The organism is Psittacicella melopsittaci (assembly GCF_003585925.1).
In the GTDB taxonomy this organism is placed as follows: domain Bacteria; phylum Pseudomonadota; class Gammaproteobacteria; order Enterobacterales; family Psittacicellaceae; genus Psittacicella; species Psittacicella melopsittaci.
The window spans coordinates 1-20,957 of record NZ_NRJH01000043.1 but is presented as its reverse complement, the minus strand read 5'-3'; the positions used below and the strand labels follow the sequence as shown (position 1 = coordinate 20,957).

Genomic DNA, 20,957 nt, shown 5'->3' with positions numbered 1-20,957 from the left:
AAAAAAAAAGAGCCAGTCCAACTGGACTAGCTCGAGAAATATAAAAAATTTGTCTTACTCGCTTTCACGCACGACTATGGTACTTAAATCTGGACGATAAGTACGGTTAAAGCGTTTTAAGAGTTCGGTAAACGGTTGATAACAACGTGCCATAGCGACCATAGGGACAGTTTTTCCGTTACTATCTTGCATAGGCGGGAACTCACGCTTTTCAACGTGATCACAAGTAAAATAACTAAAGTTATTAATTGGAACATAAGGTAAATCAAGATCATGAGCGGTAAAACTAATGTAGTTAGTTATATTGCCATTACTGTCTTTTACCATACGTCCGTTAGGGTTCACGGTAATTGATCTAAAACTAAATACAGCTAAAGTATTTAAAGCTGCACGATATTGAGTTTTTAACTCCCCTAAAGAAACTGAGTTACTTGGGGTAAAAGGATAGTTCTCAATATAGGTTTCGAGATCGAGAAATTTTCTAATAGTGTTAATATCTGCGAGAAGGTAAGTTAAATCAAGAGGTTCTTTATGTAAAGCTTTTTGTACTTCTTTATTTAAAGGAAGAAAGAATACAGCTAAATCACCTTCTACGACAGTGTAAAAATCAGGAGATTGAAAGTTTAATCCTGCTCTAACTTGAGGATTAAAATCATTAGGATAATCTTTTTTGTATTGGTTTACAAGACTTTGTACTTTATCAAAATCGTGTTCCATATACATGAGTTTGAAATCGTTGCTTCCTTGAACTAGACTTTTTACGTTTTTATTAAGCAAGATTAAATGGGGACTTACCTGTTGCACAAAGCTAAGCATATGTGCACTTGAATAAACAGCCAAATTTGTCGTATAAGTATTATCCTCTTGATTGTATACCACCGGTTGGTTGGTCATGAGAGTTACTAGAGGAAAGTCTAAACTCGTAAAAAGTTCTCTGCTCGAGGCAAGAAACGCCTTCTGTTCTACAGTAAGATCATCGGGATCTTGCTTAGCAAGTGTATCTTGGTATGTATAGAGAGTATTTAACTCTCTGAGAAAATATACATAAATCTGTAAACGTTCTAAATCTTTTAACTGTTCAACATTGGTTGTACTAAGTGGTAAATTCAATACCTCAAGTTCGCCTGTATAAGTAACATGATTAATTACTTGTACTTGAGGGCGAGGCTGAAAAATCTTTGTGTAAGTCGTGAGGTAGTACCAAGCAAATCCTAAACTACAACCAAGCGTAAAAATTAGAAAGTAAATCAAAATAAAAGATACTTTTTTGGATTTTTTTCTTTCAGGTTTAGATGTGAAAGTCATTCTAATATATCTGTGGTTAATTCAATAAATCCATAGCCTGCCAAAAGCTACGGATAAAAAATAAAAATATCTTATTATTTAAGACAAATTTTTTCAGCAAAGGTTGCAAAAAAATGTAATTAAATTTTTAATGCCTTATTATACTAAATATTTTTGCAACAAGGAAAGATTTATTTTGATAAACCTTGAGTTATATAACTTTGATAAACTATGCGTTATTAGAAAATAAATAGCAAATAAAGCAATCTTGCTACTTGAGTAGACTATATTTTTTGTTGAAACAAGGTTATGCTTAGCACTAAATTTAAGTTAGAACTTAGAGTAAAAAAATTGTGAATTCTGCTCTTAAAAAAGTGCATTGAGCATAGAGAATTAAGCTTACTTTTAATAAGGTTAAGGTAACATTAATTTTAAAAGGTTAAGGTAACATTAAAAAAGTAAAGCTTGTTTTTTAAAGGTTAATCTTAGCTAAAAAGGTTAAGCTTAGCTAAAAAGTTAAACTTGCTCAGCTAAGTAAAAGACTTATTCAATTTTGTACATAAATAAAGTCCCTGCCGAGCGGTCAAGAAGCAAGTTTTGCATTGCCTCGACATTTTCTACAGGAATAGCAAACTCGGTAGTTACCTCTTCCATAAATTCTTGGAACTCGATATTAGCATTAAACTGTTGCAAAAGATTTTGCACAAGGTTAATTTGTTCGTAGCTACAAGTAACAAAGTAGAGTTCACGTTCGAGTTCAGTGGTAGTTTGAGCAAGTTTTAGAGCTTGTTGTACGCCATTACTATAGGCTTTAACCAAGCCACCTGTGCCTAGTAAAATACCACCAAAGTAACGTACTGTAGCTGCCATGATAAAGCCAATTTGCGAATTAATTAAAGTATTTAACATAGGACGACCAGCTGTTCCCGAAGGTTCACCGTCATCACTAGAAAAATACTCAAACTCATTGCCAGGTAAACCTGCAACCGTTGCCCAGCAGACATGCACAGCTTTTGGGTGTTCGCGTTTAAGTTGAGCATAAAAAGCACGAGCATCAGCAAGATTTTCTACGCGCTTTAAATAGGTAATAAATTTACTTTTTTTAATTTCTTCTTCAAAAGTTACGGGGGAAGCTAAAACTTTATATTCCATATTAATTTTTTTCTCCTAGCTGTTATTATAGCCTATTTTAACTAGCTGAAAAATACGACAAGAAAAATTTGTTGCTCTCTCTTTAAAAAATCAAGTGTAAACCTTATAACTATAGAACTAGAAATCTGTAGTTTTTATTAAAAATGTTATAATATTTACTTAGATTAATAACGCAAAGGCCAAGTGTAGCCTACCTCGAATTTTTATTGTCAAGATGACAGTAGACTAGTAAATATGTTAAAGATCAAATCTCTATCTCTAAAAATCTCATGTGTAGCCTTAGCCCTCTGGAGTGCTAATGTTCTTGCTGATGACGTTGTAAACTCAGGTAATATTATTACCATAGATCAAGGTCGTACCCAAGCTGCTAAAATTGCCATTGGCAATTTTACTTATGGACCTGGTGTTAACTTAACTCAACGTCTTGAAAATATTATTGGTGATGACTTAAAAAATTCAGGAATCTTTGCTCCAATTTATGCAAATCAGTTTCCGCAAAGTCTTTCGAGCCAATTAAATCCAGAAGTATGGTTCCGTGCGGGCGTATTTTACCTGGTAACAGGGCAAGTAACTGCAGTAAACGCGAGCCAATTACGTCTTGACTATAATCTGTATGATATGTCAGGTGCTATTTGTCCGGTAGGGCAAGCATGTATTAGTCGTACTGTAACCCTCAACCAAAACCAAAATCGTGCCTTAGCTCATACAGCAGCTAATGATGTATACCAAGCAATTTTAAAACAACCAGGTGACTTTTTAACAAAAATTGCCTTTGTTCAACAACCAATTGCGGGGGTAAGTCAATATAATCTTTATATAGCTGACTATGACGGTGCTAATGCCGAAAAAATCTATACTTCTGATCGTCCGATTCTTTCTCCAAGCTGGTCGCCAGATAATAATCGCGTAGCTTTTGTGAGTTATTCTATTTTTAACTCGAGAGTAATGCAATATGATTTAGGTTCTCGTGCTTTAACTACTTTAGTTAACAAACAAGGTAACAGCACCTCTCCAGCTTATAGTCCAGATGGACAATATCTGGCATATACTTACGGGGTAAATGGTTCTTCAGATCTTTACTTACGTAATATTGCTAATGGTACAGAAAGAAATCTAACTAACGGTAGTGGACGTAGTGCCGAACCTTCTTGGTATGGTAACAGTATTATCTTTACTTCAGATCGTTCAGGAACTCCAGCTATTTATCAGTTAGATCCTAATTCAGGAAGAGCAACCCGTATTTCTCGTACTTCGGGACAAACTACGGATGCAGAAATTAGTTATCCTATGCAAACTATGGTGATGATCAATAGAGATCGTTTAACCACACAAAACTTAAGTAACAACCAAATTAGCCAAATTACTAATACTTTCCTAGATGAAAGCCCAAGCTTATCACCAAGTGGTCGTATGGTAATCTATGCTTCAACGCAAGGCAATAATAAAGTACTTAATTTAGTGTCGATTGACGGTTTCTATCGCGTGCAACTTCCTGTCCTTTCAGGTTCAGTAAGTTACCCATCTTGGTCAAATCAAGTTGAAGGGAAATCTACACCAAACATGAGCATTCCAGCTGCAAATTAAAATATTAGATTTAAGGAAAGTTTATTACTATGAATAAAAAAACATTAACTCGTTTAGGTTTTGCGGTACTAGCAGCATTTGCAGTAGCAGCTTGTTCAACAAGCAGCAATGTAGCTGACTCAAGCTTTACTAACGCTTCATTAAACGCGAATGATCCTAACGCTAAACTTTACAATGGTTATAGCTTAAGAGAATTACAAAACCAATACAACACAGTTTACTTTGCTTTTGATAGCTACCAAGTAACTGCTGAAGGTAGAGAATTAATTAAAGCTCACGCTGAGTTCATCAAATCTACAGGTGCTAAAGTATTATTAGAAGGTTACACTGATGAACGTGGTACTCCTGAGTACAACATTGCTCTAGGTGCAGAACGTGCTAAAGCAGTAGCTAACCTATTAGTAGAATTTGGCGTAAACCCTTCTGATATCCGTCAATTAAGCTACGGTGAAGAGCGTCCAGCAGTTTTAGGTCACACTGAAGCTGACTACGCGAAAAACCGTCGTGTAGTATTTAACTACAATTTCTAATGACAAGCGAGAGCAATTAAGGTAAAATATAAGTAGTAACTAGACCTAGTTACGCTTAGGCCTGATAAAGGCAGAGATCTTAGGATCTCTATACCGAATCTCTCAAGATAAGCCATAGGTACTTGTACCTATGGCTTTATTTTTTACCTTAAATTAAAGCCCTCTATGCCGAGCATAGAGAGCAAAAAATTTATTTGTCATCAACTATATCAATAAATTGTCCGCGTGTTAAGCGAGCAAGGTCTTGTGGGTTTACCGCTATATCACAACCGCGTTTACCACCCGAACAGTAAATAGTACTAAAGTTTTGTGCTCCTGCATCTATTACCGTAGGCAGAGCTTTTTTCTGTCCCAGTGGGGAAATGCCCCCGATTAAATAGCCGGTTACTTTTTGAGCCAGATCCTTATCTGCCATTTCTGCTTTTTTCGCTTTAAAGGCTTTGGCTGCTTTTTTTAGGCTCAGCATATGGGCTATAGGTAAAACTACTACGGCAAGATTTTTGGCTTCGCCATTGAGGCTAATTAGTAGAGTTTTATATACTTGCTCGGCAGGAAGAGCGAGTTTTTCTACTGCCTCTTGGCCAAAGTTAGTATTATCTGGATCGTGTTCGTAAGTTAGTACCTCAAAAGGAACTTTTTGTTTTTTGAGTAAATTAATTGCTGGAGTCATTTTCTCCGTCCTCCTCGGTTCTTTATTATACAACTATTTCTTTTCTCGCGTATAATGATAAGCAGTATAGGCTACGGAGAAATTATGAGCTCTTCTTTTTCCTACTGTGGGTTTTGGTATAGCTTTGATCTCGAGCAAAGAAAAGCTATAGCCTTATACCACAAGTTTAATTACCAAGATTTTCCTTATCATACCTATGTAGTGCAAGCTTTTATGAAGCGTTACTGGGTGCGCAGTGAACTCGAACGCTGTGTGAGTAGCTATCAAGCCAAATACCATTTGGCTCCCGAGGCACATTGGAATTATCCTCTGAGTGTTAATGCCAAACGTGAAGAACCTTTACCGCAGGTGTATGGTATTCGCTCGGTGTTTCATGGGCAAGAAAATAGCTACGAGTTTGATTTTTGTTATAACGCCCAAGACTTTTTTGCCAATTATGTCGATCTAGCCTTAGGAGTTTACTTACCGCAAGCAGTTCCAGCTCTCTATGCGAATTACTTGCATGTGCCTAACTATTTACGCAGTGATAGTGTAGGTTTACATACTTTATATGGTTTACCGACTTTAGCCCAAGTAGAAGAATGGGTAGCAAGCTTTGAGCAGGCACGCAAGGATTTTCCTTGGCAACTCCGTCCTGGTCTAGGCATTTGTATTAGTCGCCATGATAAAATTGGGCAAATGCCTGGCGTAAGATCAGCAATTTGTGATCTTTTTAGCCAAACTTTTGCTTGGCTCACAGATAAAGCAGTTTTCTATCCAAGTAAGTTTCGTCGTAATACCAACGATCTTCAAGAGTTGTATCATGACGATAAAATTGCTTATAGCAAGAACTTTCGTTTTATGATTTGCCCAGAAAACTCTTATGCTCCAGGTTATGTTACAGAAAAAATAATTGAGGCAATGGCGGCAGGTTGCATTCCAATTTATTGGGGTGGCATAGAGACCGAACTTGACTACTTTAATGCCAAGGCGATTTTGTTTTATGATCCACGGAATCCGCAAGCTTTAAGTAAACGCCTCAAAGAACTCTGGCAAGATCAAGAACAATTAGATGCCTTTTTAGCTGAACCTTGCTTTTTACCTGGGACAGCGGCACGAATTTTCTTACGCTATATTTATCCTGTTGCCAAACGTTGGTCTGAGCTCCAAGATAATATCAACCTCTATGCCTACCTTAAACAACCGCAAGAGACAACTCTAGAGGCAGAAAAACTTAAAGCCGAACAAGCTTTAGCAGCTTTAGGCTTAGAAGAAAACAAGTATGCTTATTTAGAGCAAGAACAAAATCGTCCTCCTTTTAACTATAGAGTTAATTTTGAGGAATATAGTCAAGAAGAAAAAGAATGCTTACTTCAGGTACTTAATCATTATCTCCAGGAGTAGCGATCTTTTTACTAAAGACTTATAGCCTATAGCGAGAAAATCTAGCCGAGAAATATTTTTATCCTTCAAGCTAGAGACGAAAAATCCCTTGCCCATAAGCATAAAATGCTTACTAGCAATAGCAAAGTATAAGATAAATAATAAAAACTCATCTACAAAGCTTAGTCAAGGCTGAGGCAAAGAATAAAAAGCCTAGCCCAAGCAAAAGCAACTCACAAAATGCTCATAAAAATAAGGACAAGAAGTAAAACTTCTTGTCCTTTATTTTTTAACTAAAAACTATTTATTGTGGTTTTCAATTAAGTTATTTGGTTGGTATTTAGATAAGTCAATGCTGTATTCTTGGAAGCCTGCACTGTCATAACCTAATTTAACTAATGGCCATACTGAGTTAGCTAAAGTCCATTGTACAGCTTTTTCATCTGGAGCTGAGTAGATAACTACGTTTAGTTGGTCACCATTAGCAATAGGTAAGAATGACCAGCTAGGTTTAGTATCAATAGCAACAGGCGTACCTTCTTTAGAGATTTCGCTTACATAGTCCATGATAATCTCTTGTGAAGTAGATAAGCTTGCATAAACAATGTGATCTGCACCTGTACCAGGCATACGACCACCGTTAGCACGGTAGTTGTTGGTTGCAACTAATACTTGGTCAGTGTCTTTAACTTCAGTACCGTCAGCGTATTTAAGATTTACAATACGACCTGCCCCTTCCACATTTGTTGGACGACAAGTTGAAGTAAATTTTTGTGGTTTAGTTACGTCAATTTGATAAGTAACACCATAGAATACGTCAAAGTTATAAGTACGGTAATTTTGGTAGTTAATTAAATCTTGACGTTCAGTTTTGTTTGGATCAATTTGGTTAAATTGACCTGTAGCACATTCTAACCAATCTCTTAATTCTGCCCCAGTTGCTTTAACTACGTTAAAGGTATTTGGGTAAACGTAAACATCTGAAACATTACGTAAAGAGAAAGTACCTTTATCTACTGCCACAAAGTTAGTTACGTCATTGTGACGCTCACCATATTTGAATGGAGCTTGAGTTGAAAGAAGTTTGTAACCTGCAAATTGTTTACCTTCGTCAGCTACCCATTTTTGCAGAGTTGCTAATTGAATTTGGTTAACTAATTTAATTGCATAGTCATCTTGGGTTAGCGCTAGGTAACCGTAAAGGTTATCTGAAAGTTTACCAATTGGTGAGTTAGCATATTCACGTGTTTTTTGATGCGTATCTGCTAATACTTGCACTAAACCTGGATCTTCTTCTACTAAAGCTGTACGTGTTTTACCATCGTAAATTGGACGAGTAAAGCCTACTGATTGTTGTGGATCTACTTTCCATTTACCGTTTTGGTCTTGTACTAAAACTAAATCGATAATCCCTAAGTGATCACCCCAACGTCCTGGCATTACAGAAGGAACCCCATTAATTAAACCTTTTTCGATATTAGTTCCTTTAATGTGACTAAATTCAGCCGAAGGGTAAATAGCATGTGAGTGACCAAACACTACTGCATCTATATCTGGAACTTTAGTAAGGTTAATTACTTGGTTTTCATATAAAGAGTCAGACGGAGCAGCAATACCTATGCCTGAGTGAGGGATAGCAATAATAATGTCTGCACCCTTAGCTTTCATTTCTGGAACAAATTTATTTGCCGTTTGGACAATTGGAGCTACAGTAACATGACCTGTTAGTTTATCAGCATCCCATTGCATAATTGCTGGTGGAGTAAAACCAATATAACCAACTTTAATAGTGTGTTTGTTACCTGCTGTATCTACTACTTCTTTTTCTTGAATAATGTAAGGCGTGTAGTAGTTTTCTCCTGTTTTAGCATCATATACGTTAGCATTGATAACAGGAACCTTAGCAAGTTTTTGTGCTGTATCTACAACTTTTTGTAAGTAAGGTAAACCAAAGTTAAACTCGTGGTTACCTAAGTTAGATACATCATATTGTAAGTATTGGAAGGCTTGATATGCTGGGTGAATTTGGTAAGAAGTAAAGTTGTCGTTTACTGCCCAGTTACCAATCATTCCCCCTTGGATTAAATCTCCATTATCTACTAAAACAAAGTTAGGCACTTCAGCACGAGCTTGCTTAATTAAAGTTGCTGTACGAGTTAAACCGTAGTTTTGTACAGGAGCATCTTTAAAGTAATCAAACGAAGTATAGTAAGCGTGGATATCGGTAGTTTCGATAACACGGAACTTAATTGTTGGAGCTTCAGCAAAAGCCATGCTTGCTAAGCCTAGACCAATAAAAGTAGCAGATAATTTAGCAATTTTTAGTTTCATAATGCTCAGAGAATAAAGTTTTTTGAGAAAATGTACTTTTAAAAAGTACCCGTTAGCTTTAATATTTAGCTAAATCTGAGCAACAAATTCTTTTGCCTAATCGAGTTAGGAAACTAATTAGCAGCTCAAAATAAAGCTGCAGAGAAAAGCCTTCGCCCTTATTTTAACCAAAAAAAATTTATTCTGGGCAAATATTTTTTCTTCTGTTATAAACTAGTGTAAATATACGCTATTTATGGTACTATAAAATAGAGTAATACCTATTTTTTCTAATTCCAATATGAATTAGTAGGTTATTATCTCGAAACGGTAAGTTTTAGCACAAAAATATTAGGTAATGTTGAGTTTAGCTCGGCAAATCTTAAGAATTTGGTTAAAATGTATAAGTAACTATATGAGTCTTGGTATTGAGAAGTGTCGCTTAAAAATAAGCCAAGTGTTTTTAGGAGTCATGAATTAGTACCGAGAGTTTAGAGCCTTGCAAAAGTTTTTTTAAAGCATTCATTCAACTAACCTACTCGCGCAAGAAGCTAAACTCAAAGATTCTAAGCCTTTAATCATCTGGATTTATCCAGAGCAGATAGTCTCAATAATTTTTTTATTTTTGTTAATGTTGTAACTGAACGCCCTAGCCCGGCGTTCATTTTTTTTTGCAAAAAAAATGAGGGGGAGAAATTAAGATAATAGAAGAAAAGGAAGGTAGGGGGAGAGTAAATAATGCAAGGCAAGGTAAAAGAAGATACGGCAAAGTAAACAGATACAGCAAAGTAGAAAAAGCTAAGGTAAAATAAAGCAAGATAATCCTTGGTAAGAAAAGAGGTTAAAAGTAAAGATTTTTCCTTGTTGGGGAGTGATTTTTGCCTTTGAGTTATAAAATACAGGCTTTATCGCGAGTTTTTTGTAAAAAATGGACAAAAAGTGTCGGTTTTATAAAATTTTTTCTAAAAGTATTTGTCTAAGTTAACGAAATTTGAAAAAATTATGCTTTTTTAACCAACTTTAAAGAAAAGCAATAAAGTCCAGACTTCTAACTTAGAGTACTTCTTTTGCCCCCCCCCCTTTTTAAAGCATTCATTCAACTAACCTAAGCAAAAAAAGTACTCTAAGGTAAAAGTAAGTTATTTTTTTAATCACGCAATCCGTTTTTTGCATAGAAAAAAGAGAGAGCCAACCGCTCTCTCCTTTTTTAGCTTTGATTTTTTTTTATTTGCTTATTTGCTTAGTTTAGCTAATTTAGCTTTGTTAGCTAAAGTTTTAGCTTTATTTTACTGCTTCTTCAAGAATTTTCTTTAATTCCCCAGCTTGGTCAAGTTCTAGGATAATATCACATCCTCCTACTAACTCGCCTTTAACCCATAGTTGTGGGAAAGTTGGCCAATCACCATATTCTGGTAAGTATTGACGAATATCTGGGTTTTGTAAAATATCTACAAAAGCAAAATCAATGTTTTGGTTGATTAATGCTTGCACCGCACGTGCTGAGAAACCACAAGAAGGAAAACGTGGTGTTCCTTTCATGTAGATAACAATTGGGTTTTCTGTTACTTGACGTTCAATACGTGCAAATACTTCTTCTTTAGTTGGTTGTTTTACTTCTTCTGCCATGATAGTTACTATTATTATTTGAATGTTAATTAATTGCAGTTTGTATTATAGCAAAGAGAACTGCAAGTTAAATTATTATCTCTATAAAAGAGGACAAATGCCGAACATTTGCCCCTTTGAAGGCACACTTTTTGTGTGTCTTTTAGCTTATTTGTTCTCCAGGAACAAATTCTTGATAGGCTTCGCCGTCTAAGTAGGCTTGGAGAATTAAAGCTGCACTTATAGCGTCAACTTTATTCTTTTGTAAGCCTTTGTAATTGTATTTGGCAAAGATAAACTCTTTGGCACTAGTGGTAGTATTGCGTTCGTCAATAAAGTAGACAGGAACGGCAAAGATTTTATGCACCCAATTAGCAAAAGCAATTACTTTAGGTGCAACTTGGGTTAAGCTGTCATCTTGATTGCGAGGCAAGCCTACAACTACGGCTGTAGGTTGCCATTCGCGCATGAGCTTATCAAAGCTAGCATGGTCAACCTTGCCTTGACGCATAGAAACACTAGTTAAAGGCTGAGCAGTTCCTGTGAGGTCTTGCCCTATAGCTATGCCTGTATTGCCCGTGCCATAATCAACACCGAGATAATATGCCATAAAATTACTCTTGTTTTAGTCTAATTCTCGATTTATTTACTTCGAGATTAGGAAGATTTGGTTGTGGCTTAGGTTCAACGCAATGGGCTTTATAGTCTTGATTGCCGTCAAACTGAATTAAGCCAATAGTTTTAGCTGTGAGAATATAGTAAATTTGGATGAGAGTAAAAAACTCACCCAGAACTACTTGTTCATTTACTTTATGTAAAGTGCCATTAGTTGTTCCTAACTCAAACATTTGTGGGCAAATGCGGGTAATAAAACGTCCGTCTGAAGTACCACCACCCGTATCAAAGCGAGGTTTTAGTAGACCTTGAGTTAAGAGAGTTAAGCATAAAGCTGTATCGAGGCAAAAGCTATTATCTTTTGGGGTAACAAAAGATTCACCCGAACAGTTAGTTACTACTTCAAGGCTAGAATTATACTCAGGGAAGCGAGCAATAATCTCATTTACCTTTTCTTGTAAAGAGGCATAGGTATGCTCGTCATTAAAACGTATATTAAATTGTGCCCGAGCCGTTCCAGGAACTACATTAGTGGTACCATCTCCAGCACTTAATTCCACAAGCTGAAAACTAGTTGGTGGGAAGTTACTATTACCCTGATCGAGTTGGGCTAACTCTTGCTGAATAGCATTTACTACGGGAATAAGTTTATGAATAGGGTTATCAACAAGATGAGGGTAAGCTACATGCCCTTGTTCTCCTTTGGCAGTAATCCACCAAGAAGCCGAACCACGACGGCCATTGCGAATAGTATCACCAACATATTTGTCTGATGAAGGTTCGGCAATAACACACCACGCAAATTCTTGTCCTACTTTTTCGAGCTCTTCAACTACATACTTAGTTCCATGTAAAGCAACTGCCTCTTCATCTGAAGTAAAGAGAAAGGCAAAGCTTACATTATCAAGTTCTTTGCTTGCCTTAAACGAATCTAGGATTGCGGTTAAAGCAAAAATACTTGCAACCAAGCCCCCTTTCATGTCCGTAGCGCCACGTCCTACAAGGCTATACTCTGGGTGTTGTAAATACTGGGTATAGCAACTTTGTTGCATGGGACTGAAGTTTTCTTGGAACAGCAGAGCGGCTTTACTTTGTCCTTGGATAGCTCCAACATATTCGTCAATATCTTCAATCGGGCGATAAGGGTTAGTAGCTACATTCTCATGATAGTCAGGAGCAAAAGGTTGGTTATAAGTCCATTTGCTAAGATCACCAGGTGGCACTACATCAGTATGCCCAGCAAAGGCAAAAATCGGTAAATCGGATAGAGGCGGAATAGCTACGCCGTCAATTTTAGCTTGGTCTAGTTTTGCGCGTTCGTATTGTTCACGTACTTTTTCCCAGCTTAAGTGCACATGCTCGTTATTTGGGTCAAGGAGGGCATCTTCACCAAGCACGCGAGCTATAGCTTGTGGTAATTGGCTGTTTGCCCCTAGGCGTAAGTATAAAGTGTTAGTGGTCTCGCCATGGTTGAAGTTAATTGCTTTAAAACCATAAGGAGCAAGAATGCGAGCTACATCTGCTTGGATGTTAGCATCTTCAGGAGAAATGGTATTACGGCTAATAAAATCTTCGAGAGTAGCTAGAGCTGCCGTATAGTCAATTTCGCTCACTAAAGGGTTTAAAAAGTATGGATTTTGCGGAGTTTGATGGAGTAAATCATTAAAAGTAATATTTTTGCTCATAGTAAAAAATTCTCGCTCTAAGTCTATGTCCTTATTTTATTATATTTTCTTGATCTTGTCTTTAAAAGTAATAACCTTAAAATGAGTAAGGAAATACCCATTAAAAAGTAAAATTTAGGTATCGAACCTGCAAAATGTCCCTAAATTAGGGCAATAAAAAGGAATTTTAATGTAAATAAAGCTCTGAATTTTAGATAAAAAAGGCTCTACCCCCCCCCATAAAATCTTGCATTTGTAAGATTGATTTTTGATAAAAGATTGCAAATGATAGATTTGCCGAAAAAATGTCAGATTTTTATGCTTTTTTCAAAGCTTTATCTTTATCTCACAACCCAAAATCGGCGATAATATACACAAGGTTAATTAATGAACCGAGAATATAAACTCAGAGTCGTAGCTTACAGATCCAGAGTACATCTCGAACGAGCCAAGTTTAGTGACTGTAAGCTATTTTTTTGAGTTTGCCACTTCACCATTTCTAGGGTTCGATTAACTTTTTTTAAATTGGTGGAGTCACTATTATTGTCGATACATTTGTGTTTTGGTAAGTATATTTAAGTTTGGTAGTTTTTTAGGTAACTAAAAAAATTACAAGGTTTGGCTACCTTGTGCTCTACCGCAACGCAAATCTAAAGAAGAGGTCTCAGGCAGGAGATCTCTTATTTTTTTGTCGAAAAACTGAGCGAGAAACTAAGCAGTAAACTAATTAGGTAAGTAGAAAACATATTAGAGAACTTAGTAGGAAATTGAGTAGAAAACTGTGTAGAGACAAAACTTTTAACTCTTGCCTCTTTAGGTATCTAGCTTTGCTTAGGTATCTAGCTTTGAGGCAAGCGAGTTAGTTTAACATGGCACAGATTTAAAATTAGTTGCCTCATAAACTTTAAATTTATCGAAGGCAAGCTATAAACTTTAGGAGTAGCTCGAGCAGGCAAAATTTTATTAACGGTAGACAAAAGTTTATTAACTTCTAGCAAGTTTTTCTTAGCTCTATCCTCAGGCTCTAAAGCAAGCTAAGCTCAGCCTAAAAACAACCTAAATGACAATTGTCTTGGCATTAGATAGAGCTCTAAACTATTTAAGCTTCAAGCTCTTTTCACCCCTAGTAAAGGGATCTTCTTTTTTTCTTAGTTATGGTATAATTATCTATTTAAGAGAGAAAACCTTTGTCGAATTTTTTTAATTAATCCCACCCTAAAAGTGGTGGGTTCTTAATGTTAAGATTATTTTTTCATGAAAAATATTAGAAACTTTTCTATTATTGCCCATATTGACCACGGGAAGTCAACTTTATCCGATCGTTTGATTCAAACTTGTGGTGGCTTAACTGACCGTGAAATGCAAGAGCAATTATTAGACTCTATGGAGCTCGAGCGCGAGCGTGGCATTACCATTAAAGCAGCCTCTGTAACATTAAACTATAAGGCTAAAGACGGGCAAGACTATCAGTTAAACTTTATCGATACGCCAGGTCACGTGGACTTTTCTTATGAAGTGTCACGTTCTTTAGCTGCTTGTGAAGGAGCTTTACTTGTAGTTGACGCAGGGCAAGGGGTAGAGGCGCAAACTCTAGCTAACTGTTATACAGCTCTAGATATGAACCTCGAAGTAGTACCAATTTTAAATAAAATAGACCTACCTGCAGCTGATCCAGATCGCGTTGCGGGCGAAATCGAAGACATCGTAGGTATCGAAGCTCATGACGCTGTACGTTGTTCGGCAAAAACAGGGCAAGGTATTGAAGATGTGCTCGAAGAAATTGTCCACAAGATTCCTGCACCTGAAGGCGATCCAGAAGCACCACTACAAGCTTTAATTATTGACTCTTGGTTCGATAACTATCTAGGCGTAGTGAGTTTAGTACGTATTAAAAATGGTACGCTCCGTAAGGGTGACAAAATTAAAATCATGTCAACTGGCATTAACTACGGCGTAGACCGTCTTGGGGTGTTTACTCCAAAACAAACTGATAAAGACGTGTTACAATGTGGTGAAGTAGGTTGGGTTGTTTGTGGAATTAAAGAAATTCTTGGTGCTCCAGTGGGTGATACTATTACTCACCAACACCGTTCTGCAGAACACAACTTACCTGGTTTTAAAAAGGTAAAACCACAAGTATATGCTGCTATTTTCCCTGTAAGTTCGGATGACTATAATGCCTTCCGTGATGCCTTACAAAAACTGTCGCTAAATGACGCTTCATTATACTTTGAACCAGAAACTTCAGAAGCTCTAGGCTTTGGTTTTAGATGTGGTTTCTTAGGTCTATTACACATGGAGATTATTCAAGAGCGTTTAGAGCGTGAATATGATCTTGACCTAATTACGACAGCCCCTACGGTAGTATATGAAGTAGAGTTAACTAATGGTAATGTAGTTTATGTGGATTCTCCAGCTAAATTACCTGCAGTTAACAACATTGAATCAATTAACGAACCTATTTCAGAATGTAATATTCTTGTGCCACAAGAGTACTTAGGTAATGTGTTAACTCTGTGTCACGAAAAACGTGGGGTGCAAACCAACATGGTTTACCATGGTAATCAAGTAGCTCTCACTTTTGAAATCCCTATGGGTGAAGTGATTTTAGACTTTTTCGATCGCTTAAAATCAACTTCAAGAGGTTATGCTTCGCTTGATTATAGCTTCAAACGTTTCCAAAGAGCACCTATGGTGCGCGTTGACGTTTTAATCAATGGTGATCGCGTTGATGCTCTTTCCCTAATTGTACACCGTGATGACGCTCGTTCTCGTGGTTTACAACTAGTAGAAAAAATGAAAGAGTTTATTCCACGTCAACAGTTTGATATAGCGATTCAAGCTGCTATAGGTAATACCATTATTGCCCGTTCGACCGTAAAACAATTACGTAAAAACGTTTTAGCTAAGTGTTATGGTGGTGACGTAACCCGTAAACGTAAACTCCTTGAAAAACAAAAAGCAGGGAAAAAACGTATGAAACAACTGGGTAACGTTGAAGTGCCACAAGAAGCCTTCTTAGCAATTTTACACGTTGGGAAAGACTAATGAAAAAATCAGCAAGTTTATTGGCTTTTGTAACGGTAATTGTGTTATTTGTTCTCTTATATAACATTTTTATTGATTCGTTTGCCAATGCCCTTTCGCTTATCTGGGTGATTATGCTACTAGTGTTCCTAGGAGCATATCTGGTACGTCGCTTTGTTTATGTGCCACGTTTTCAACGTGCTTTAGCGCAAGAGCTCGGACTAGAAAATCCAGAAGAAGAAATTAAAACTAATAAAGAACTTAAAAAAGGAGCTGCTTTACGAGCTCGCCGTACTTTTTTAGGGGAGCTTTCGAGTTATTTCTGGTTCTTCTTTATTATTTTTGTTTTTCGTGCGTTTATTTACGAGCCGTTTAAAATTCCTTCAGGTTCAATGCAACCTACTTTACAAATCGGGGATTATATTGCCGTAAATAAACACTACTATCGTCTGCACGATCCTATTTGGCAAAAAACTATTGTTAAATTAAAGCCAGTAGAACGTGGCGATATAGTAGTATTCAAGGCACCAAATACTAACGAAGATTGGATTAAGCGTGTGCTGGGTTTACCAGGTGATGTAGTACACTATGATCAGTATACGCAAACTTTTACCATTCTTTCGGGTTGTAGTGATCCACAAGCAGCTGCTCGTAATCTAGATTGGAATAATCTGGCGAACTTACCTGCAGGTTGTAATCTGGTTCCGATTAGCTATGGACAATTTACTCCTGCACGCGAGTATTTTTACCATGGTAACTACCAAAGACAACGTACTGAGACTTTAACTAATAGTCAGGGAGCACAAATTACCCACTATACTTTACAAAATCCAGTAGCGTTTAACTATGTAACAGCTGTAGGTATTTACAGCCAACCAGGTTTACCACCTTTAACTTGGGTAGTTCCAGCTGATCACTACTTTATGATCGGGGATAACCGTGATAACTCACAAGACTCACGTTTTGTAGGACCAATTTCTTACCAAGCAATTGTGGGTAAAGCTGAGTTCATTTGGTTTGCCTTAAAATATAATAATTTAGGTAGCCTTGAGGGCGTTAACTTTAGCCGTATTTTTACTGGCTTATACCCTCATATAGCTCCAAGTAACTAATTTAGTTCACCTCGCTGTGTCACAGCGAGGTTTTTTTGTTAAAATATAGAGACTAGGCTTAAATTATAAAAGGCAAAAATTATGAACAAAAAACCTCATCCTGAAAAAAAACTTCCTCCTCCACCATGGGAACAAAGAGTTGTGGCATTTATTGCCCGTAACTGGTGGATTCCCGTGATCATTCTCATTCTCGCATATATCCTCTTTGGAGGGATCATTTAATGGCAGATTACAAAGCCCAGTATTTAATTAAGAATTTAGATTGGCAACCGCTTATTCTCAAGGAAAATAGCGAGGAAGAGTTGTGGCAAAACTTTCGTCGCATTCTTGTGCAAAATAACCAAGATGTTCTTGGCAAAACTCCACTGAGTGACAATGAATTTGCTCGTATTAAACTGCAAATTACGAGCTTAGACTCGCCTTTTAAGGCGGGGCAATTTATTTACGGTTTTGGTGGAACAACGCAAGTTTACATCGAACGTGATGACGGTTCTCCAGCTTGCTTTACCATTTTTCGTCAAAATGAAATAGGAGCAGGAAACTCAGTTTATCAAGTGCTACATGGCTTTAAACGCCTCCCGCAAATTCCAGGTAAACCTACGCGCGTTTTTGATACAACTTTACTAATTAATGGCTTGCCTCTAATTCAAATCGAAGAAAAGCCAAGTGTTTGTGAAGTAGATCAAGCTCTTAACCTCATGCATCAATACATTAAAGAGAATTTATATACGGGGATTTTTTCCACCTTACAAATTCTTATAGGTATGACACCAAATGGGGTTAAATACATGGCAAATACTACTGCCGATAAGTTCAACAAAGAGTTTGCTTTTAGTTGGCAACGCGATAGTTTTGCAAAAAATAAAAACCCAATTGTACACAAGTGGAACGACTTTGCTCGTACCATGTTAACGCGAGCTTTTGCTCATGTTATGGCCGCTAACTTTATGATTATAGATTCGGATGTACGCCAAAGTTCGTTAAAGGTAATGCGTCCTTATCAAGTATATGCCACTATTGCTGCTCTAAGTGCAGTAACCAAACACCAATTTGGTGGACGTTATGGCAAGTTAGGTTATATTTGGCATACTACGGGCTCGGGTAAAACCATTACGAGCTTTAAAACCGCATGGTTAGCTTCGCGTTTACCTAATGTACAAAAAGTAGTGTTTGTCGTAGATAGGGTAGCTCTAACCAAGCAAACCTTAGAAAAATACCGTGCTTATGATCCAAATTTTAAAGGGGGTACTACCTCTGTTGATTCGGATATTCATAGTACGAGCAATATTTTTGAGTTATATGACCTGCTTAAGCGTCGTGATGCTAAAATCATTATCACCACCTTACAAAAACTTAAACGTTTAGTAAGCTTGCGCGAATATGTGCCAAATAAAATTAATACTTTATTTATTGTTGATGAGGCACATAGATCGACAGGAAGCGAGCTCTTTGAGCAAATTCAAGAAGCTTTTCCAAATTCGGCATGGTTAGGTTATACAGGTACCCCTGTACTTTATCCTACCCCAGCTAATCCGCGTACAACCGAGGATATTTTTGGTCCATTAATGCACAAGTACATAGTTAATGATGCTATTCGTGACTCTAATGTGCTGGGCTTTAAAGTAGATTTCAAGAGTACGAGCCCTTATCAAGAGCATTATGCCCAAACTATCGCTCAGTTTGCTGACTATGACAAAGAAGAGCGCGAGCAACTAGCTCTTGAGGCTAATGCTAAATTCATGGATGAAGAAAAAGTAGATCCAAGTTTTTACTATCTCAATGCCGAGCATGTGCGTGATGTAGTTGCTGATATCTTTGCTAACTGGCAACATAACTCAAGCAATTTCCAGTATAGTGCGATTTTAACTACAGGTTCGGGCTGTCAGGCTCCTTCGTCACCTATGGTAGACATGTTCTATCAAGAATTTAAACGTGTCAATGCTGAACGTAAAGAGCAGGGCTTGTTTACGCTTAATGTAGCTATGACCTATAGCGATGCTATGGGTGAGCAAAATCAAGCTAAAGACGTTTTAGATCAAGCTATAGCTGACTATAACCAAACCTTTGGTACGGCTCACAGTCGCGAAGAGATAAATCTTTACTTTAATGATGTAATCGAACGTATTTCTCATAAAAGCCATGAAGGTAAGTATTTAGATCTAGTAATAGTAATTGATCAATTACTCACAGGTTTTGATGCACCTATGATCAATACCTTGTATATAGATCGTCCTTTACGTGGAGCAGGTTTAGTGCAAGCTTATTCGCGTACTAACCGTATTACCAAAATGCTAGAAAAACCTTTTGGTAATATAGTGCATTATCGTTGGCCGCATAACTCCAAATATGAAATGCTCCGTGCTTTTGCTACTTACGCTTTAGGGGAAGAGTTCGAAGATTATGGCATTCTGGAAAAAGAAATTTACAAAACTAAAACTCTAGCTCCAGCCTATAGCAAAGTACTTGCCAAACTTAAAGAGATAGTGAAAAAACTGCGTGAGTTAACGCAAGACTTTACGCAAATTCCTGCTACTTTTTCTGAGCAAGAGCTCATGCTTGAATTAGTACGTAAGTATTCGTTTACTTTAGCTCAAGTAAAACAATATACTTATGCTCCAGGACGTAGCCAGAAAAATCTCTATTCTTATAGTGATCCGCAAGCTTTTTACCAAACTATAGGCATAAGCTCTGAGCAAGAGCAAGATTTAATGTGGCTCTTAACCCCAAAACTACGCGAGAGCATTACTAAAACTCTAGGCGTAGAGTCTTTTGAGGTGGAAACCCAAATCAATCTTGTGCAAGATGTACCAATAAGTTACGATTATCTTGGTGATCTCTTTAGTAAGTACATTAATCAGATACATGCTTTACGAGCAACAAGTAAACGCTTGCCGAAGCTGTTAGAATACCTAGAAAATAGGGTAGATCTGAGTAAAAAACGCTTCAATAAAAAAGAGTTAGAGTTTGCTCAACTTTGGCAAGATTTACATAAGTACTTAGAGTCGGTAAAAGAAAAAGATGAAGTTACTTATCGTAAAGCTCTGCAAGCGATAGAAGCAATTAACCAAGGATTTTTCCCAGGGGAAGGAACAACTTATCCTGTAGCCTATGGCGAAGCTTCTGAAGTAATTCTTCCTGCTGCAAATCTTCGCGTTTATGAACAAATTCGCAAATTCACCGACTACTGGGGTATATCTCATGTAGTAGATCCTGAAGATTTGTTAGAGTGGTTTAAAATCCATAGTCAAGGTAGTCGCACTGACTTGGCTCTCTATCCTAAACTACGTAACATTGATAAAGATCTAGGTTCGAGTTATAAGGATCATGCAGATCCTAATGTAGCCCGTTTACCGAGTTTGTTCTATTACTATGATTTAGTTAATGCCCTGTATGAGTTTGCGGATGGGCAAGCTGAATATATTTAAATTTAGACAAAAAAGGTTCTCAAGCGAGAGCCTTTTTTTATGGTTTGGGTTTTGGGTTATAGTTTGAGTTTGGGTTTATTCTTTTTCGGTTGGGTTAACTCTTTTTCTTTGGGATTGGAGTTTTGGTTTCTTGGTTGGGTTTTTAGTTTGGGTTGACTCTTTTGCTTTGGGGGTGGGATTGTCTTTAATATATACTAGTCTTTTTTTTCTGATATATGCTACCAAGTTTTTTCTTGATGAAGGTTGATAGGTTCGCTAACCTTTTACACAAAAAAATATTAATTTGGGATAAAAAAGGCTTGTATAGCCCTAAAAAAGTTAAGGGAAAGCAATTTTTTTAAACTTTTTTGCTTTTTTTCTAATTTTGCTAAAAGAAGAAAAAAATTAAAAAAATTAGTAACCTTCATTCTTTTACTAGTTGCAAAGGATAAAAAAATTAATGCCCTGATTATGGCGAGAGTTTCGCATAGATAACCGAATGGTTACTTTCATAGGTAGGGAGTTATCTAAAGTTATTGATAGGTAAGACTAATTTATAGATTTGGGGATAGAGGAAAGAACTTAAACATACCTAAAATATAAAAATATTATTAAATATCAGTTGTTTAAGTCGTTAT

14 protein-coding genes are annotated in these 20,957 nt (G+C 36.9%); 7 read left to right on the top strand and 7 right to left on the bottom strand.

Translation table 11 applies throughout. The features are described from left to right. Positions 1-54: 54 nt before the first annotated feature. Both CJP74_RS05065 and CJP74_RS05060 read right to left on the bottom strand, forming a co-directional pair. Positions 55-1,251 (bottom strand): hypothetical protein, encoded by a 1,197-nt coding sequence (locus CJP74_RS05065; RefSeq protein ID WP_147397053.1) that lies wholly within the window; start codon positions 1,249-1,251, stop codon positions 55-57. A gap of 576 nt (positions 1,252-1,827) precedes the next feature. Continuing rightward, positions 1,828-2,436: a YigZ family protein gene (locus CJP74_RS05060; RefSeq protein WP_119497195.1), complete on the bottom strand. Its 609-nt coding sequence runs from the start codon at positions 2,434-2,436 to the stop codon at positions 1,828-1,830. Positions 2,437-2,670: 234 nt separating this feature from the next. Between CJP74_RS05060 and tolB the strand changes: the two genes are divergently transcribed. Together tolB and CJP74_RS05050 are read left to right on the top strand one after the other, a co-directional pair. Further along, the gene (tolB, locus tag CJP74_RS05055) at positions 2,671-4,020 is read left to right on the top strand and encodes a Tol-Pal system beta propeller repeat protein TolB (protein ID WP_119497194.1); all 1,350 of its coding nucleotides are present in this window, start codon (positions 2,671-2,673) and stop codon (positions 4,018-4,020) included. 29 nt (positions 4,021-4,049) lie between these two features. Then, a complete protein-coding gene (locus CJP74_RS05050) occupies positions 4,050-4,550 on the top strand; it encodes an OmpA family protein (protein WP_119497193.1) in 501 nt (166 codons plus the stop codon). A 190-nt stretch (positions 4,551-4,740) separates the two neighbouring features. On the opposite strand, the gene ybaK is transcribed toward CJP74_RS05050, so the two are convergent. Beyond that, complete coding sequence (ybaK, locus tag CJP74_RS05045) at positions 4,741-5,220, bottom strand: Cys-tRNA(Pro) deacylase (RefSeq protein WP_119497192.1); 480 nt, start codon at positions 5,218-5,220, stop codon at positions 4,741-4,743. 84 nt (positions 5,221-5,304) lie between these two features. On the opposite strand from ybaK, the gene CJP74_RS05040 reads away from it, so the two are divergent. After that, entirely contained in the window at positions 5,305-6,603 is a 1,299-nt protein-coding gene (locus tag CJP74_RS05040) for a glycosyltransferase (RefSeq protein ID WP_222986950.1), read from the top strand. 279 nt (positions 6,604-6,882) lie between these two features. Here the strand turns inward: CJP74_RS05040 and CJP74_RS05035 are convergent, their stop codons facing one another. From CJP74_RS05035 to dapE, 4 genes are all read right to left on the bottom strand, one after another. After that, positions 6,883-8,913, bottom strand: coding sequence for a bifunctional 2',3'-cyclic-nucleotide 2'-phosphodiesterase/3'-nucleotidase (locus tag CJP74_RS05035; protein ID WP_119497190.1), 2,031 nt, complete (start codon positions 8,911-8,913; stop codon positions 6,883-6,885). A 1,260-nt stretch (positions 8,914-10,173) separates the two neighbouring features. Further along, entirely contained in the window at positions 10,174-10,518 is a 345-nt protein-coding gene (gene grxD, locus CJP74_RS05030; RefSeq protein WP_119497189.1) for a Grx4 family monothiol glutaredoxin, read from the bottom strand. Between the two features lie 142 nt (positions 10,519-10,660). Beyond that, on the bottom strand, positions 10,661-11,107 hold the full coding sequence (gene ruvX / locus CJP74_RS05025; RefSeq protein WP_119497188.1) for a Holliday junction resolvase RuvX: 447 nt from the start codon (positions 11,105-11,107) through the stop codon (positions 10,661-10,663). Between the two features lie 4 nt (positions 11,108-11,111). Further along, positions 11,112-12,797 carry a succinyl-diaminopimelate desuccinylase gene (gene dapE / locus CJP74_RS05020; RefSeq protein WP_119497187.1) on the bottom strand — a complete coding sequence of 562 codons (1,686 nt, stop codon included), beginning with the start codon at positions 12,795-12,797 and terminating at the stop codon, positions 11,112-11,114. A 1,233-nt stretch (positions 12,798-14,030) separates the two neighbouring features. On the opposite strand from dapE, the gene lepA reads away from it, so the two are divergent. The 4 genes from lepA to CJP74_RS05005 all read left to right on the top strand — a co-directional run bounded on the left by lepA (position 14,031) and on the right by CJP74_RS05005 (position 20,340). Continuing rightward, positions 14,031-15,824, top strand: a complete 1,794-nt coding sequence (gene lepA / locus CJP74_RS05015) for a translation elongation factor 4 (RefSeq protein ID WP_119497186.1) — start codon at positions 14,031-14,033, stop codon at positions 15,822-15,824. Beyond that, positions 15,824-16,915: a signal peptidase I gene (lepB, locus tag CJP74_RS05010; RefSeq protein ID WP_119497185.1), complete on the top strand. Its 1,092-nt coding sequence runs from the start codon at positions 15,824-15,826 to the stop codon at positions 16,913-16,915. The genes lepA and lepB overlap by 1 nt, the downstream gene beginning before the upstream one ends. Positions 16,916-16,996: 81 nt before the next feature. After that, on the top strand, positions 16,997-17,137 hold the full coding sequence (locus tag CJP74_RS08115) for a hypothetical protein (protein ID WP_222986948.1): 141 nt from the start codon (positions 16,997-16,999) through the stop codon (positions 17,135-17,137). After that, positions 17,137-20,340: an HsdR family type I site-specific deoxyribonuclease gene (locus tag CJP74_RS05005; RefSeq protein ID WP_119497184.1), complete on the top strand. Its 3,204-nt coding sequence runs from the start codon at positions 17,137-17,139 to the stop codon at positions 20,338-20,340. The genes CJP74_RS08115 and CJP74_RS05005 overlap by 1 nt, the downstream gene beginning before the upstream one ends. Positions 20,341-20,957: the final 617 nt, after the last annotated feature.

What these genes read in the sequence shown, in the direction of transcription:
- CJP74_RS05060 (WP_119497195.1), bottom strand. Translation starts at nt 2,436, where the DNA reads ATGGAATATAAAGTTTTAGCTTCCCCCGTAACTTTTGAAGAAGAAATT.
- tolB (WP_119497194.1), top strand. Translation starts at nt 2,671, where the DNA reads ATGTTAAAGATCAAATCTCTATCTCTAAAAATCTCATGTGTAGCCTTA.
- CJP74_RS05050 (WP_119497193.1), top strand. Translation starts at nt 4,050, where the DNA reads ATGAATAAAAAAACATTAACTCGTTTAGGTTTTGCGGTACTAGCAGCA.
- ybaK (WP_119497192.1), bottom strand. Translation starts at nt 5,220, where the DNA reads ATGACTCCAGCAATTAATTTACTCAAAAAACAAAAAGTTCCTTTTGAG.
- CJP74_RS05040 (WP_222986950.1), top strand. Translation starts at nt 5,305, where the DNA reads ATGAGCTCTTCTTTTTCCTACTGTGGGTTTTGGTATAGCTTTGATCTC.
- CJP74_RS05035 (WP_119497190.1), bottom strand. Translation starts at nt 8,913, where the DNA reads ATGAAACTAAAAATTGCTAAATTATCTGCTACTTTTATTGGTCTAGGC.
- grxD (WP_119497189.1), bottom strand. Translation starts at nt 10,518, where the DNA reads ATGGCAGAAGAAGTAAAACAACCAACTAAAGAAGAAGTATTTGCACGT.
- ruvX (WP_119497188.1), bottom strand. Translation starts at nt 11,107, where the DNA reads ATGGCATATTATCTCGGTGTTGATTATGGCACGGGCAATACAGGCATA.
- dapE (WP_119497187.1), bottom strand. Translation starts at nt 12,797, where the DNA reads ATGAGCAAAAATATTACTTTTAATGATTTACTCCATCAAACTCCGCAA.
- lepA (WP_119497186.1), top strand. Translation starts at nt 14,031, where the DNA reads ATGAAAAATATTAGAAACTTTTCTATTATTGCCCATATTGACCACGGG.
- lepB (WP_119497185.1), top strand. Translation starts at nt 15,824, where the DNA reads ATGAAAAAATCAGCAAGTTTATTGGCTTTTGTAACGGTAATTGTGTTA.
- CJP74_RS08115 (WP_222986948.1), top strand. Translation starts at nt 16,997, where the DNA reads ATGAACAAAAAACCTCATCCTGAAAAAAAACTTCCTCCTCCACCATGG.
- CJP74_RS05005 (WP_119497184.1), top strand. Translation starts at nt 17,137, where the DNA reads ATGGCAGATTACAAAGCCCAGTATTTAATTAAGAATTTAGATTGGCAA.